The following is a 15688-nucleotide window of genomic DNA, read 5'->3' on the forward strand; positions in this document are numbered from 1 at the left end:
CACACATATAGTATACCATTTCAAGTAATATACATACAATACTATATTTCTAAATAAATACATTTTTATGTATTTATTTAAAATGAAAAATTTAGGAAGCATTAAGCTGCTGCGCCTCTAAAAGACTACCTAAAACTAAATATCAAGTAAGTACTAACACAGAAGATTATGTGATTAGCTAATCCTCTATCTTAGTACTTGAGTAAATGACAACTTCTTCCAAGTATTTCAATAGCCTAGAAAGAGAACATACATTTAATATATTTATACTGTGATAATCGATTAAGTTATACTTCAACTCTTTTTCTAGGTTGCTCCAAAAATCCACAAAATTATAAAAGGTTATTCCAGATAACCGAGAAATAAATGGCCCTTCATATAAGGAAGAGATGTCAATTTTATGATTAGTAGCTTCATAAATTGCTTTTTCAATAGACCCTCCAAATTTTTTCACCAAATTACTATCAATTTTATTTTCTGACATATCTTTGACTATAGGTATCTCCACTTTATGTAGTAACGCATACTGTTCAAGTACATGATTATAATCAGCAAATGTGATTTTATCTTTATGACTATTGGAAGATAGAATTCGCATACTCCATCCGACACAAAAAGCGTTGGCTTTAGAAGTACCTCTAAAAAAGGCAAATCGTTCGGCAAGTGTATAGACAAAAATTGGAGCCTCATCAAATACGGCTTGGATCTCTTTATTTTTTGAAAACAAAAATGAATCAATTGAACAGAACATTTGTCCATTTACACCAATGACGGTTGGCAAACTAGCTGGATAGCTACTCTGACTACCATTTTTTACAGATACAAAAATAAGTTTATTTTGATCCACTAACTGCTGTGTAATTTGGCTAAGTTGCTGATAGTATCCTTCTGAAGTAACGGAAATGCTTATGCATATATATTTAATATTCAGATTAAGGCATTTCTTCAACGCCACATGCAAGAGTCTGGTACTCGTTTTCCCTTCTTCATTTGCTATTTTTATGATGTAAAATTGAGCCTCATTAAAAATTTGCACAATCGTATCTGCCACAGAAGTTCCATGCCCATGGTCATCCTGAAAATCATTATCCTCGATAATTTCGTCTCCTGAATATTGAAATCTCACTCCGTCTATAACATGTTTACTTAAGCTACGATTCGTCATGTCTATTCCAGTATCAATTATGACTACTTGTTTGTTGTTAAACATAGTCTTCACCTATCCTATCAAATTTATAGAATGCTATATATAAATTAGCACTTTAGTTTGATATAGAATGTGTAAGTGATAAAATAACCAATTTAATGCTATAAAAAGCAAATTTCCGATAAAAATGTATTAAAATTTCAATGCTGACCATTTATAATTACGAGTTACTAGAGTATTCAGCAAGACGAAAAATGACACAATATGCGCTGATTATTACAGTAATATTTCTACATAGATCAACCGTAGTAACCTTATTCATAGATTAACTACAACTTAAGAATACAGGCTATCTGGAAGCAATTAATCTCAATAGTCTGTTAAGGCTCCGTATAAATATTTTAAGAAGGTGATAATCAAAATAATTATATGTCCGGAAAATTAGTTAATCACGCAAAAAAAAATAATTTGGAGGTTCCTTATGATAAAAAAACAAAAATTTCTACCGTTCAAAATAGCTTTTATATTTTGTATGTGTTTGACAAGCTTTTTCATTGCTAATGATACTAACTATGCTGCAGAACATAAGAATTTTACGGCGATAGAGCAAAATGACAATAAATATAACGCAGAATATAAGAATTCTGCGGCGATAGAGCAAAATGACAATAATCCGACTGTTGAAGAATACGAGAATAATGTAAAAGATCTGCCTAGACTGAATGCGAATGAAACCATGGACAAATTCAACTCGGGAGAAGGTTTTTACTTTTATATTGGTAGACCTAGCTGCTCCCATTGTCGTGAATTTTCTCCTATTTTAAAAGAATTTTCTACACATATATCACAGCCCATTTACTACTATAATATGGATGGTGGAGACTGGGGACCGATTATCGGACAATTTCTTAGAGATCATATCGATTTACAAGGGACTCCAACATTAGCATATATTAAAGATGGAAAAGTTGTTGCCCAACAAGTGGGCACAGGACCAAATGCGGATGAATTGCAAACTATTTTCGCTGATTGCCCTCAGTAACCTTTCGCATTTCAAAATGATCGATCCAAATCATTGAAACTTTGACTCGCAAGATGGAGTTCTTTGAAAAAGACGTCCCTCTTGCGAGTCTTCTATACTTTAAAATTTAATCACAATTCCCACTCTTCCCGTAGAAGCCCCATTCGGATCGAATCATAATACTCTCCATTATAATATCTGCACTTGCGAAGCCTGGCTTCGAGGGTCATGCCCAGTTTCTCCCCAACCTTCATCATCCGATGGTTTCCTGACCAGGTTGTAAAGCCCACTCTTACTAGAGGTAATGTATTAAACAAATGCGTGATCCACAGTCGAAGCACCCTCGTACCGTACCCACCGCTCCAATACCGCGAATCAAAGATACCTATCCCCATTTCAAGCCATTGGGAAGGCTGATGCTCCCAATAGTAGCTAACCGATCCAATGACCTTACCCTCCACTTCAATGATCCAAAAGTCATCTTGCCCGATTCGCTTTTCCTTCTCTTTTAAATACTCCTCAAAAGAAAGTGGCTTATGTTCATAATAAGGTGCATCCCACTGCTTCCATTCCGGTGCTTCTTCCTTAAAAGTTAACGTCCAAAGAGCCGGCAGGTCTTCTTCTGTAACAGGCCTAATCGTTAAATCCTTATCCGTATACATTGAGTACACTCCTTTTATAATAAAATTCGTTCTATCTATATTGGGCCTTATTGGGCTTTATTGTATCTGCTTTTGCATTATTTCGAAATTCTAGTTTTGTCCGATCTTCCAAGCAAAGTCATAATTTAAGTTGACAAACAATCAAAAATAATATATCTTAATATCAAGATAATAAATATAAAGAAAAGTTTTTCGACTGTTTATTTTGTTTAGAAAAACCTAATCATATAAAAACCAAGGAGGATAATGACATGAAACTATTAGGATTGCATCACGTTTCGGCGATTACAGCGGCAGCGGCTAAAAATGTTGATTTTTATACTCAGGTAATGGGACTTCGGTTGATCAAGAAAACGGTGAACCAAGATGATGTTAGTGTGTATCACCTTTTTTACGGAGATGAGCGTGGAACTGCGGGTACAGAAGTCACTTTCTTTGAAATTCCACATGCGGGACAAACTCGTACAGGAAATAACAGCATTTCAGCTCTCTCCCTACGGGTACCAAATGACAAGGCACTGGATTACTGGAAAAACCGCTTCGAGCAGCTGGATGTAAAACATGGCGAAATTACGGATCAAGCAGGACGCCTGGCACTTTCGTTTGAGGATTTTGAAGGACAACGCTTCTTCCTCGTTTCAGATGAGCATGATCACGGAATGCGTGGCGGCACGCCTTGGGAGAAAAGCCCTGTCCCTGCCGAATACGGCATTGTAGGACTTGGGCCCGTTCATCTGACCATTCCCAAAGCGGAGAATACTATTCTCATTCTTGAACAGGTTATGGGCTTCCGCAAAAAGGGCTCCTATCCTTCCCCTGTTGCTGGACAACCGGATGTGGTCATCTATGAAACGGGTGAAGGCGGTACAGGAACTGAGGTGCATCTGGAAGAGCGCAACGATCTGCCACAAGAGCGACCAGGACGCGGCAGTGTGCATCATGTAGCTTTCCGTGTTGAAACCGAGGAAGAGCTCAAACAATGGGTAGAGCGTATTGGTCAGCTGCAAATTTCCAACTCTGGTTTTGTAGATCGCTTTTATTTCCGTTCCTTGTACTTCCGTGAGCCGAACGGCATTCTGTTTGAATTGGCTACCGATGGACCAGGGTTTGACACCGATGAGGAATTGGAGTTTCTGGGCGAATCCCTATCACTGCCTCCATTTTTGGAGTCGCGCCGTGCTTCGATTGAGGCTAATCTCAAACCACTCAACACCAAACATGAATAAGGTATATTTGCTCTAAAATCACACAAAGCCGGGACTCCTACATCATGTAGAGGTTCCCGGCTTTTTTTCGTGCAACCGCCCTGCTTTTACCTATAAAACATGTCATTTGCATGCTTTTCCGCTTTGACAGGTAAGTGAAATGCCCTTTTTAGTTAGCTTACAGCTTTTTATCATCCACACTGTTCAGCCATGCTTCGATTTCTCCGATTACTGAGGCAATGCAACCATCTTGGAATGGCGAGATGAGTCCAGCCAGCTCAACCAATCCGGTAAAGGATCGACTTCCCCCAGCACGACACAGCTTCAAATAATCTTCCCACGCTGCTGTCCGGTCGATACTCATGCGTTTCCAGAATTGGAACGCGCACAGTTGCGCGAGTGTATAGTCAATGTAGTAGAACGGAGATTGGAAAATATGCCCTTGTTTGTGCCAGAATCCGCCCTGCTCCAGATACTCGTTGCCTTCATAATCCAGATGCGGTTTATACTTACGTTCAATGGAGCGCCATGCGCTTTTACGTTCGGCTGGGGTCCAATCCGGATGTTCGTATACGGCATGTTGGAATTCATCCACGGCTACGCCGTAAGGAACGAACAGCAACGATGAAGATAGATGTTCAAAGTGATATTTGTCCGTATCTTCCTCGAAGAACAGATTCATCCAGGGCCATGCAAAAAACTCCATGCTCATAGAGTGAATCTCAGCCGCCTCCATCGTTGGCCAATGGTACTCGGGAATTTCAAAATGTCGGCTTTCATAGACCTGGAAGGCATGACCTGCTTCATGCGTCAATACGTCGATATCACCGGACGTACCATTGAAATTGGAGAAAATAAACGGCGTGCCATATTCGCTCAAAAATGTACAATAGCCTCCACTTTGTTTTCCCTTTTTGCTGATCAAATCCATTAATCCACGTTCGATCATAAAGCTGAAAAATTCATGTGTTTCCGCTGAAAGCTCCTCATACATGCGTGCTCCATTACGAAGGATCCACTCCGGGTCACCTTTAGGCGTAGGATTGCCTGACAGGAAGTTGAAGCCTTCATCGTAATAGCGAAGCTGATCTACTCCAATCCGTTCGCGCTGGCGCTCCTTCAGCTTGGTTGCCAAAGGAACGATGTGCTTCAGCACCTGCTCGCGGAAATTGGCTACCATCTCGGCATTGTAATCTGTACGTCCTAAGCGGGCATAGCCCAATTCTACGAAGTTGTCATAGCCCAGCTTGTGTGCCATGCGCGTACGTACCTTGACCAATTCATCATAAATTCGATCCAGCTCGTCCTCATGCTCACTCATAAATTGATATTTAGCCTCGGAGGCCTGTTTGCGTGTCTCCCGGTTGGTAGCCATTTCAAATGGCAGGAGCTGTGACAATGTGCGTTCTTCCCCCTCGAACGGGATCTTCGCTGAAGCAATCAATTGAGCATATTCCGAAGTCAGCTTATTCTCCTGCTGCAAATCCTCAATAATATCCGGATGGAACGACTTGAGGGCTACCTCGGCAATACTGAAAAGCTGGCTGCCCCATAGACTCTCCAACTCGTTGCGGAATGGAGAATCCACCAATGCCCGGTAGTAATCGGTTACATACTCCTGAATAACCGGCATGAAATCATCAGCGTACTCTTGCTCCGCTTTGTAAAAGGCGTCCTCCGTATTAATGGAGTGCCGAACTTCCACCAATTGCAATTGCGTTTCCACATTACTGCGCAGCTTATTAATCGCATGAATCACTTCATTTTGACGTTCTACGCTGTCCGCTTCACGAAACTGCTGCAACAGTGTTTTAAACCGCTGTTCAATTTCAGGTTGCTCTGGTCGGCTGTAAGCCATTTGGCTGAATAATGTCATTGCTTCGGTTCCTCCTTAAATGTAATAAATCTGATGCCTATTATACAGTACGATTAGACCAAACTGGAAGCTGAAATTCCAATAAAATACAACCTCAAAAGCCGCAATACTATGTATTGCGGCTTTTGAGCCTAATCTAACTTATATATCATAGATGTCGCTGCCTAAAGCAACCTAAATATATATACAGCCTGGTGGGGATTTATAAGTCTCCCTAATGTCGCAGACCTTCATGCTTTATTGGTTTTGCAAACGATGTGCCGCATGCAGGGTTGGACCGACGAATTCATTCAGCTTGAAGCTACCTTCAATGGCCTGTGTAATGAATTTCTTGGCCTGATCCACTGCTTCACGTACAGTCAGCCCTTGTGCCAAACCAGCCGTTACCGCTGCCGAAGTGGTGCAGCCTGCACCGTGGGTAAAGTTTGTTTTTACAACATCGGCTTCAAACCAGTCAAAAGTGATTCCGTCATATAACAGATCCATCGCTTTACCTGCACGAATTTTGCCACGGTCCTTGATCAGTACATGCTTAGCTCCACGCTCATGGATAATCGCAGCCGCTTCCTGCATCTGCTCCAGTGTCGTGATCGGTCCATTCTTCGCCAGTTGCGAAGCCTCAAACAAGTTCGGTGTTACCAGGTCAGCGCCAGGGATCAACAATTCCAGCATCGCCTCTGTATTTTCCGGCTGAAGCACTTCATCCGTGCCTTTGCAGACCATGACCGGGTCAATTACGATCCGCTTCAAATCATGCTTTTTCAAATGGCTGGCTACCAGCTCGATAATTTCAACGGAACCAAGCATGCCGGTTTTCATCGCATCAAAGCCGATACCTTCCAATACAGTACGCAGCTGCGCTTCTACCACATCCAACGCAACAGGATATACAAGATGGTCCCAGGTTTTAGGCCCCATCGCTACTACGGTTGTCAATACGGTCATACCATATACGCCAAGCTCCTGAAAGGTTTTCAGGTCTGCCTGAATACCCGCTCCACCGCTTGTGTCGGAGCCGGCTATCGTTAATGTTTTGGGAATCGTCATTTGTTCATGCTCTCCTTCACTTTCTGTGCTGCATTTATCCTAATCCCGCTTGCGAAACTTGTCAACGCGCAAAACGGTCCTCTCTATGCTAAAAGTCACAAGCGACGGCAGCAGCTAAAAAACGAGAACATCCCCTTTTGAAACGGGAATATCCTCGCAATAACGTGTTATATGAAGAATTTGAATGAAATTTAGAATTATAAATATCCGCCGGTACTATGATCATAGGCATGATTCTTTTCATTTGCACGCACGCCTAGGCATAGGCTCTGATACAATTGCTGCTGTTCCGGTGTAGCAAAATTCCGATGCTGCTCAAATAAAGCCATACAACCAATGATATGTTCGGTATAGCTATTATCAACAGACAGTTGCAAGCAATGCAGTGTTTGTCCCACTCCCTCGGGGTAATCGCCTTTTCGGAAATAATATTCTGCAAACACCTTACAAAAGGATGCAAAACGAAATGCATTAAAGTGCTTGCGATAATGAGTGTCCCATCGTTCCGGTGCAAGCTCCCAGAAGTTCTTGAGTTGCTGACTAAACAGTCCCAGTTCGGCATCCACGAAATAACCGAACCGGTTCGCCGATTCGAGCAAGGTGTTCAAGCCTTCCAATGTCTCATCCGGATGCTCGCGCAGGTAAGTAATATATTCATAGATTGCAGAAGTGTTGCCCATTTTAATTTCAATACAAAGTCGGTTGCCCTGTGCATATACACGATGCAGGTTGACCACTTTCCAGCCTTCTTCGTCTAAACCCTCAAACCAGCTCAAATCTGCATAACCTTCAATCCATTGCTTGGATTCCTCATATCTACCCTGAAACTCATAGCAACTGGCCTTGAGTAGATGCCCCTGAGCATAGTAATAAACGAGCGGCTTAAGCAGCTCCAGGTGCTCATCTCCGAAACGGTTCCGATTGCGATACAATGCCTGCGCCAGCTCTCTTAGCTCGTCCGCATACATTTCCATCTCGGACCATTGCATTTTTAAAGCAAACACTTGAGATAGCATATGTAAGCCTTCCAATGCGTAAATTTCCGGTAGACGACTACGGTACAAATGGAATTGTACAGCAGCCTTCAAGTTCCGTTGGTTATCCTTAATCTGAATCTGGAATATACGGAAATAGCTGATCGCCAATCGTTCAGAGTGGGTATACTTCTCACTTTCGATGACACAATCATACAGAAGCATGGAAGCTTCATATCTGCCATCCTCAAACATCGCTTCTGCGGTCTCAAAAATGGCAGGAACGTTCGATAAATCGTCCATCAAATAGCCAAGTACACTGCGTATACACTCCAGCTTGTTCAACTCTGAACAACGCAGGAGAAACGGACGCAACCTCCTCCAGTGCGGCAAGGAATGAATAAAACATTCATCAACATACATCTCGAACAAAGATCCTTCTTCCAATCCCATGGCCTCGGTAATCAGATCAAGCTGATTGACTGAGATCGGCCGTGGTGGGTTCCGATTAAGTATACCGCTAAGTGTACCCGGATTTACCTTGGAAGCATCTGCAAAACACTGCATTGAAATGCCTTCAGTTTGAATATACTTTTCTATTTCTGCGCGGATCGTGGTGTTTTTTTCCAAAGGGACACCCCCTCAAACGAATGATGGTGACTTTTTCATTACCTTTTAAACCAAAATTTGTTTAATCAAAGTATATGTCTATTTATACGAGAGGTCAATAACTTTAAACACGACTCAGGACATATAAAATCACGAGTTTTGTACGATTTTAAATCTGTTTTATGAAAAAAGACCGTCCTCTGCGGGACAGTCTATTTCTATTATTTTGATGCTGTGGACTTATAGGACAAAAACTAGTTAGCAGTTCTACCGTGAACGTCCGAAATCGACGGCAAACTTAGCGTACCCTTCTACCGTTAACCCTTCATAAAGCAACTCCGAATAGGCATTAGCGGCATCCGTTGCTTGCGGTGAGGTCAGGAACGTCACATGCGGACGCCCTGACCATGGGGCGAGGGACCAATGGCCGTCAGCTTTTGGCGTCAACGTCTTCATATGCCGCACGTATTCGGTCAGCACATGACGGTTTTCATCCGGTGAAGCAAGTATAATTCGCTCTCCACCCGGATTGACCAGCGCAGAGGAAAACGCGCGATAGTTATTCGTAACAACCAGATAATGTCGCTGCATATCTATCGGTTCGCCATCAAAAGACATCTGAATGATTCTGTGTGCATCTGGATCCTTTAGGCCCCCGTCAGCATCATATCTGGCTGGCTGTGTTACATCAATCTGATACCTGATACCGTCGATGATATCGAAATTAAAGCTTGGAAAATCAGAATTAATCAGCCCTTGCTCTTGTTCTGCTGAAGGATCAATTTGCCGGAATTGTCCAGCAGACCACTCCAGCCATTCCCGGATTTCCGTTCCGGTCAGTCGAACGACATGCAGCGTATTCGGAAAATTGTACAGATCGGCGATATGCTTGATCGCCAACGTTCCCACCGGAATATGGGTATAGTACGATGGGCCATATCTGCCGCCTGTTTTAAAAGGAGCTGCTGCCGACAGAACGGGCAATCCTTCGTACTCGCTCCCTTGCATCTGCTGCTTCACATACCACATTTGCGCATCATTCACGAGCTGAACCGAAGCATCATCCATCACCTGAGCAAAAAAGCTGTTCACCGCCACCGTCGTCTGACCTACAGGTGCACGAATATACTCTAGTGTTCCGGCGTGCTCTTCTGCTACCGACTGCTGAATGGCAGTATCCGGTTGTACCAGCGCCTCCTTGCGTATCGGATCATACACCGGGCGTACCTCGGCAGCAGATGCAACCACCTGCCACTTTCCTCCACTAAAGGTCAACTCCAGATCAATGATCCCCAGATGATCCCCCCAAAAGCCCGGCTCCACTGCTGGAATATCATGGATGGCACCTCGCTCTAGATCAACACCTGTTTTTCCCATAAACGAAGATCCTGGAAATACTTTATGGGCATGACCAAACACAATGGCGTCAATCCCTCCCACCCTGCTCAGATGCAGCACCGCATTTTCCATATCAAGTGTTTCGGGAATATCTTCGAAGCCAGCATGGGGCATGGCAATGATCAGATCGGCTCCCGCTGCCTTCATTTCTGGAATAAACCGTCTTGCTGTTTCCAGCATATCTTTGACAATGATTTTCCCCTCCAGCCACGCCTTGTCCCATTGCATAATTTGCGGAGGGACAAAGCCGATGACCCCTACCTTCAACAGATGCTTACCACCTGCTTCATCCTCTACCGTCTTATCCAGTAATAGATAAGGTGTAAAGTAGTTTTGTTCTTGTTCTCCCGTTATATAAATGTTGGCATTTACATAAGGAAATTGGGCTCCTTGAAGGCAAGTCTGCAAGTATTCCAGTCCATAATTAAATTCATGATTCCCGATATTACCTGCCTCATATCCAAGCAGATTCATGGCTTTATAGGCGGGATGTACCGCGCTTGGATCTTGTTGAAGGCGTTGTACAGCATAATCTCCCATTGGATTCCCCTGAATCACATCTCCGTTATCCAGCAGCAGGTGATTGGGTACCTCCGCCCGGGCTATTTGAATCAAGCTGGCTGTTTGTGCCAGACCATAATGCAGCGTTTCCTGATCCGTATAATAGTCATAATTCCACAAGCTGACATGCAAATCGGTTGTAACCATAATGCGGAATTTCACTCTCACAGGACCTACATTTTCATGGCCTGCCTTTTCGTTAATATCCAAAATATCCAATCTTGTTCTCTCCCTCAGCTTCGGTCATAGAGCTTGAACAAGTCTAACAGAGCACTGTTAAGAGAATGTTAATATGATAAATTTTACATCATTTTTACCAAAGTCAGGAGTGGTTTTTACCCTAGCAGCGGGACTAGCTGTTAAGATTTGGTTTGTCACAGCATTTACAGGTTTTTAATTTTATTTTCGTTATTACGATGTTTAGGGGGAAATTATTTTGTTCAAAAAAGCACTGACCTTGTGCATGACCTTCACACTGGCAGCGGGTCTGGCCGCTTGTGGCTCCAATGCAAGCAATAACAACAGCGTGTCCACTCCGGGTACAGATGGCTCTAAAAACGAAAGCACAGCCTATGTTCCTAAGGAGTTAAAGGTACAGTTCGTTCCTTCTCAAAATGCAGATACGCTCGAAGCCAAAGCCAAACCGCTCGAAAATCTACTGGGTGACAAGCTTGGAATCCCGGTGAAAGTAACGGTATCTCCTGACTACAATACAATCGTGGAAGCCATGTCTTCCAAACAGGTAGATGTAGGATTCCTTCCGCCAAATGCTTATGTACTGGCACACGATAACCGTAAAGCAGCCGATTTGCTGTTGCAAGCTCAACGCTACGGCATTGAAGATGCTACAGGCAAGGACACGACTGAAAAAGTAAACTTTTATAAAGCCATGATCGTAGTGAAAAAGGATTCTCCGATTCAAAGTCTAGCTGATCTGAAAGGCAAGAAGGTTGGCTGGCAAAATGTAACCTCCTCCGCAGGCTACGTGTACCCTGCAGCAGAGCTGAAAAAAGCTGGCGTGGACCCGGACACGGATGTGCAGGGTGTGACAATCAAAGGCCACGATGCTGCTATTCTGGCGTTGTTGAACGGTCAGGTTGATGCGGTAGCTGTTTTCCAGGATGCACGTAACACGGTGAAGAAGGAAATCCCGGATGTATTTGAAAAAACTCGCGTCATTCATTACACAGCTAAAATTCCAAATGACACCGTCAGCGTACGTTCTGATATGGATCAAGCGTGGAGAGACAAGATCAGCCAAGCCTTTATTGACATTGCCAAAGACCCAGCAGGCGGCGAAATCATTAAAGAGATTTACACCCATGTAGGTTATGAAAAGGGCGACGATAAAAACTTCGACTCCGTGCGTGAATACGCCGAAGCTGTTGGTCAAGCGGTTAAGTAATCGGAGCAAGCAAGGTACTGTAATGAAGTAACAGCTACGAAACAGGCTTTACGAATGACAGGGCAGCACCGTCCATGTATTCATGGCGGTGTTGTTTTCATTCCACCCCATCGGGGGAGAAAGTTGGGAGCATATGATCGAATTCCGTAACGTATCGAAAACATACCCGAACGGCACCAAAGGGTTGAACAATATTAATTTGACGATTCAGGAGGGAGAAATGGTCGTCATCGTCGGCTTATCCGGTGCAGGTAAGTCTACCCTGCTGCGTTCCATTAACCGACTGCATGACATTACGTCCGGCGATATTGTCGTGGGTGGCAGGTCCGTCACGTCTGCTGGAAGCAGCGAGCTGCGGCGCATTCGCCGTGACATCGGCATGATCTTTCAAAGTTTCAATCTGGTTAAGCGTTCGACGGTGCTCCGCAATGTACTTTCCGGCCGTGTCGGCTATCATTCGACGCTGCGAACCATTCTCGGCCTCTTCCCGAAGGAGGATATCGAACTGGCACTAACAGCGCTGGAGCGCGTGAACATCCGCGAAAAAGCCTACAGCCGGGCAGATGAACTGTCCGGTGGCCAACAGCAGCGCGTATCCATCGCCCGCGCTCTGGCGCAAGAGGCTAAAATCATTCTGGCGGACGAGCCTGTCGCGTCGCTGGATCCGCTGACCACCCGCCAGGTGATGGATGACCTCCAGCGGATCAACCGTGAAATGCAGATTACGACCATCGTCAATCTGCATTTCATTGATCTCGCGCGCGAATATGCAACGCGGATCATCGGATTGCGCGCCGGAGAAGTGGTCTTTGACGGCACACCGAAGGAGGCTACGGATGAGGCCTTTGCGGAGATCTACGGCCGGGCCATCAAGCATGATGAGCTGCTGGGAGTGGGATCATGAAGCCCGACTCTACTGCCCAGCCGCTCTCTTCGACGCAACCGTCACCGCATGCTGGACCGCCGCAGCCAAGTAAGCCGTCCGCAGGGCCACCTTTGCCAGGACGCTATAAGCGTTACGCCACCTGGATGATCTTTATCGTAGTGCTGGTAGCCTGCTCCATTCATACGGATGCCACGCCTTACCAATTGATCGTTGGCTTACCGGAGATGGGCAAATTGCTGGAGGAAATGTTTCCTCCTGATTGGAGTTACTTGCCTACCATCTGGAAACCGATGCTGGAAACGATCCAGATCGCTATTGTCGGCACGACACTGGGAGCCATATTGGCGATCCCTGTCGCGTTGCTGTGTGCCTATAATGTAATGCCGCGCAAGCTGATTTCGCTGCCGATGCGCACGATCCTGAATCTAGTACGGACGATTCCCGATTTGCTGTTCGCCTCGATCTTTGTGGCGGTATTCGGCATCGGGCCGTTTGCAGGGATGCTCGCCCTGCTCTTCTTCTCCTTTGGCATTATAGCCAAGCTGACCTTTGAGGCGATTGAAGCCATTGATCCCGGACCACTGGAGGCCATGACTGCTGTTGGGGCGAGCCGCATCCAAGTCATCGCCTTTGGTGTGGTTCCGCAGGCTCTGCCTTATTTTGTGTCGTACTTGCTGTATACCTTTGAGGTCAATGTGCGCGCGGCTTCCGTTCTGGGCCTGGTTGGCGCTGGCGGTATCGGTCTGTTGCTTGACCGTTCTCTGGGGCTGTTCCGATATGATCGGGCAAGCATCATTATTCTACTGACCCTCGTCATCGTCCTTGCGATTGATTACGGCAGTAACCTGCTACGGAGGAAATTATTATGAATGATCCTACGCTTCGCAGACCTATTGGCTCCCGCCTGCGCCTATGGGCGATAGCTATTCTGCTAATCATCATTTATATTTGGGCTTTTCGCGGGATGCAGTTTGAAGGATTACAGGGAACGGCCAAAAGTGTCTCTGTCGCTATATTGGACGGCTTCCTTCATCCCGACTGGTCGTTCGTCTACATTCCTGAGGGAGAGGATTTACTGCGCGGGTTACTGGATACGCTGGTCATTTCAGTGCTCGGAACCTTCGTGTCCGCATTTGTCTGTCTTCCGTTCGCCTTTTGGGCGTCCAGCAATATGACCCGTCTGCGTCCCTTGTCAGGTAGCGGAAAATTTGTGCTTAGTGTCATCCGGGTATTTCCCGAAATGATCGTCGCCATCTTGTTTATCAAAGCCGTTGGACCCGGTTCATTTGCGGGTGTGCTTGCCCTCGGCATTCACTCCATAGGCATGCTGGCGAAGCTTTTCTCGGAAACGATTGAAAGTGTCGATCACGGGCCCCAGGAAGCTTTGATCGCGTGCGGTGCCAACCGTTGGCAGGTGATTTTCTTCGCCGTGCTACCGCAGGTGATTCCACAGTTTCTTTCGTATTCGCTTTACCGTTTTGAAATTAATATCCGTTCTGCTACCACGCTTGGTCTGGTCGGTGCAGGTGGTATCGGTACTCCGCTACTGTTTGCACTCCAAATGCGCAACTGGAACCGCGTAGGCGTTATCTTGCTCGGCATCGTGGTCCTGATCATTTTGACGGATCTGATTTCCGGCTGGCTGCGCAAACGAATCGTATAATTAGAATTCTAAACGCCAAAAAAGCCTCTCCTGTGTAAAAAGGGACATGTTATGCTCCCATTCACTCGGAAGAGGCTTTTGTCGTTCAACATCTCCCTGCCAATTCATCTAAAACCCGTCGGACTTCCTCAGCCGTATTGTAAAAATGCGGAGCCACACGGATAACATCCTTTCGTGCTGAAACGATCATATTTTGGCTTCTCAAATTCTTCTCCACAGCCGACACGTCCGCTACTTCAACAGCGAGTAGGCTTGGTAATGTGCCTCCCCTGTAAGGTACACGTATGTGTAGCCCTTTGCGTCGTCCATATTCAACGGAAAAATCCAACAACTCACTCATATAAGCCTGAATATTCGTGACCCCAATCTCCAGCAGCAGCTTTAAGGCCGCATTGGCGGCAAAAATGCTAATGAAAGAAGGCAATCCCGTCTCAAAGCGTCGGGCTCCCGCCGCCGGAACCGGGTGAGCAATATCAAACCGGGAAGCGGGCTCCTGCCCAAGCCAGCCCGTAAGACGGGGCTTGAAGCGGTCTATTCGATCCTTGCTTACATAAAGAAAAGCCACGCCCGGAATTCCAAGCATATATTTGCGTGCTCCAGCGACCAGAATATCTACGCCCATTGCCTTTACATCCACTGGAATAATCCCTACAGACTGATAGGCATCCACAAACAGCAACGCCTGATTTCGGTGAGCTATATCTGCAATGGATTTTAAATCCTGCTGAAATCCGTTGGTATAGTTCACTTGTGACACCATAACGAGCGCAGTTTTCTCCGTAACATGCTCCTCATACTGTTCTATTATCACTTCTCCCTCGATGGAGGGGATACAACAGATGTGATCACGGAACATCTCCTGTGCCTGCCAGATGTGTCCCACTGTCGGGAAGTCGGTGTCCGCATACACAATGCCTTCTTTTCCCGATACATAAGGAAGGGCTGTGGCCACCCCGGCAATCGCCTCAGAGGCTGAGGACAGGACCGCAATTTCGTCAGTCTCCGCCCCGATGAGCTTGGCAAAATGCCCTCTAGCCTCCTCCAAACGTGCCATAGACAGATCACCGTTATGACCGTGTTGCAGCAAACTTCGATGATATTCCTCAATGGCAGCGGAAACCGGCCTCGATACGGCCCCTTGGGAACAGCTCCCTACATGGATATGTGAGGACAGCACTGGAAACAGCTGACGGTAGGACTGAAACGGATGTTTCATTTTTCCCTTCGCTCCTCC

The 15688-nt window shown here is 45.5% G+C and carries 13 protein-coding genes; 6 read left to right on the forward strand and 7 right to left on the reverse strand.

Translation table 11 applies throughout. From position 1 onward, the window contains the following. Window positions 1–178: 178 nt before the first annotated feature. Window positions 179–1210: a S8 family serine peptidase gene (locus ACYCS5_RS10590; protein WP_340956907.1), complete on the reverse strand. Its 1032-nt coding sequence runs from the start codon at window positions 1208–1210 to the stop codon at window positions 179–181. A 418-nt stretch (window positions 1211–1628) separates the two neighbouring features. Between ACYCS5_RS10590 and ACYCS5_RS10595 the strand changes: the two genes are divergently transcribed. Further along, on the forward strand, window positions 1629–2189 hold the full coding sequence (locus ACYCS5_RS10595) for a thioredoxin domain-containing protein (protein WP_340956909.1): 561 nt from the start codon (window positions 1629–1631) through the stop codon (window positions 2187–2189). A gap of 110 nt (window positions 2190–2299) precedes the next feature. Here ACYCS5_RS10595 and ACYCS5_RS10600 read toward each other — a convergent pair whose 3' ends face one another. Beyond that, on the reverse strand, window positions 2300–2830 hold the full coding sequence (locus tag ACYCS5_RS10600; protein ID WP_459761018.1) for a GNAT family N-acetyltransferase: 531 nt from the start codon (window positions 2828–2830) through the stop codon (window positions 2300–2302). A 251-nt stretch (window positions 2831–3081) separates the two neighbouring features. Here ACYCS5_RS10600 and ACYCS5_RS10605 point away from each other — a divergent pair, with 251 nt between their 5' ends. Further along, complete coding sequence (locus ACYCS5_RS10605; protein ID WP_029519287.1) at window positions 3082–4056, forward strand: ring-cleaving dioxygenase; 975 nt, start codon at window positions 3082–3084, stop codon at window positions 4054–4056. A gap of 157 nt (window positions 4057–4213) precedes the next feature. Here the strand turns inward: ACYCS5_RS10605 and ACYCS5_RS10610 are convergent, their stop codons facing one another. The 4 genes from ACYCS5_RS10610 to ACYCS5_RS10625 all read right to left on the reverse strand — a co-directional run bounded on the left by ACYCS5_RS10610 (window position 4214) and on the right by ACYCS5_RS10625 (window position 10719). Further along, window positions 4214–5911 carry a M3 family oligoendopeptidase gene (locus tag ACYCS5_RS10610; protein WP_340933219.1) on the reverse strand — a complete coding sequence of 566 codons (1698 nt, stop codon included), beginning with the start codon at window positions 5909–5911 and terminating at the stop codon, window positions 4214–4216. Between the two features lie 237 nt (window positions 5912–6148). Continuing rightward, window positions 6149–6958: a bifunctional hydroxymethylpyrimidine kinase/phosphomethylpyrimidine kinase gene (thiD, locus tag ACYCS5_RS10615; protein WP_029519291.1), complete on the reverse strand. Its 810-nt coding sequence runs from the start codon at window positions 6956–6958 to the stop codon at window positions 6149–6151. A 197-nt stretch (window positions 6959–7155) separates the two neighbouring features. Then, window positions 7156–8562: a DNA-binding protein gene (locus ACYCS5_RS10620; RefSeq protein ID WP_069011956.1), complete on the reverse strand. Its 1407-nt coding sequence runs from the start codon at window positions 8560–8562 to the stop codon at window positions 7156–7158. A 246-nt stretch (window positions 8563–8808) separates the two neighbouring features. Beyond that, window positions 8809–10719, reverse strand: a complete 1911-nt coding sequence (locus tag ACYCS5_RS10625) for a bifunctional 2',3'-cyclic-nucleotide 2'-phosphodiesterase/3'-nucleotidase (protein ID WP_459761019.1) — start codon at window positions 10717–10719, stop codon at window positions 8809–8811. A 217-nt stretch (window positions 10720–10936) separates the two neighbouring features. On the opposite strand from ACYCS5_RS10625, the gene ACYCS5_RS10630 reads away from it, so the two are divergent. The 4 genes from ACYCS5_RS10630 (at window position 10937) to phnE (ACYCS5_RS10645) (ending at window position 14454) form a co-directional block, all read left to right on the forward strand. After that, window positions 10937–11905, forward strand: a complete 969-nt coding sequence (locus tag ACYCS5_RS10630) for a phosphate/phosphite/phosphonate ABC transporter substrate-binding protein (RefSeq protein WP_069011952.1) — start codon at window positions 10937–10939, stop codon at window positions 11903–11905. 133 nt (window positions 11906–12038) lie between these two features. Beyond that, on the forward strand, window positions 12039–12809 hold the full coding sequence (gene phnC / locus ACYCS5_RS10635) for a phosphonate ABC transporter ATP-binding protein (RefSeq protein WP_069011950.1): 771 nt from the start codon (window positions 12039–12041) through the stop codon (window positions 12807–12809). Then, window positions 12806–13660: a phosphonate ABC transporter, permease protein PhnE gene (gene phnE, locus ACYCS5_RS10640; RefSeq protein WP_459761020.1), complete on the forward strand. Its 855-nt coding sequence runs from the start codon at window positions 12806–12808 to the stop codon at window positions 13658–13660. Before phnC ends, phnE (ACYCS5_RS10640) begins: the two co-directional genes overlap by 4 nt. After that, window positions 13657–14454 (forward strand): phosphonate ABC transporter, permease protein PhnE, encoded by a 798-nt coding sequence (phnE, locus tag ACYCS5_RS10645; RefSeq protein ID WP_013312028.1) that lies wholly within the window; start codon window positions 13657–13659, stop codon window positions 14452–14454. Before phnE (ACYCS5_RS10640) ends, phnE (ACYCS5_RS10645) begins: the two co-directional genes overlap by 4 nt. Window positions 14455–14539: 85 nt before the next feature. Here phnE (ACYCS5_RS10645) and ACYCS5_RS10650 read toward each other — a convergent pair whose 3' ends face one another. Continuing rightward, entirely contained in the window at window positions 14540–15670 is a 1131-nt protein-coding gene (locus ACYCS5_RS10650; RefSeq protein WP_029519301.1) for an aminotransferase class V-fold PLP-dependent enzyme, read from the reverse strand. Window positions 15671–15688: the final 18 nt, after the last annotated feature.

This window comes from Paenibacillus sp. SEL3, from assembly GCF_054602585.1.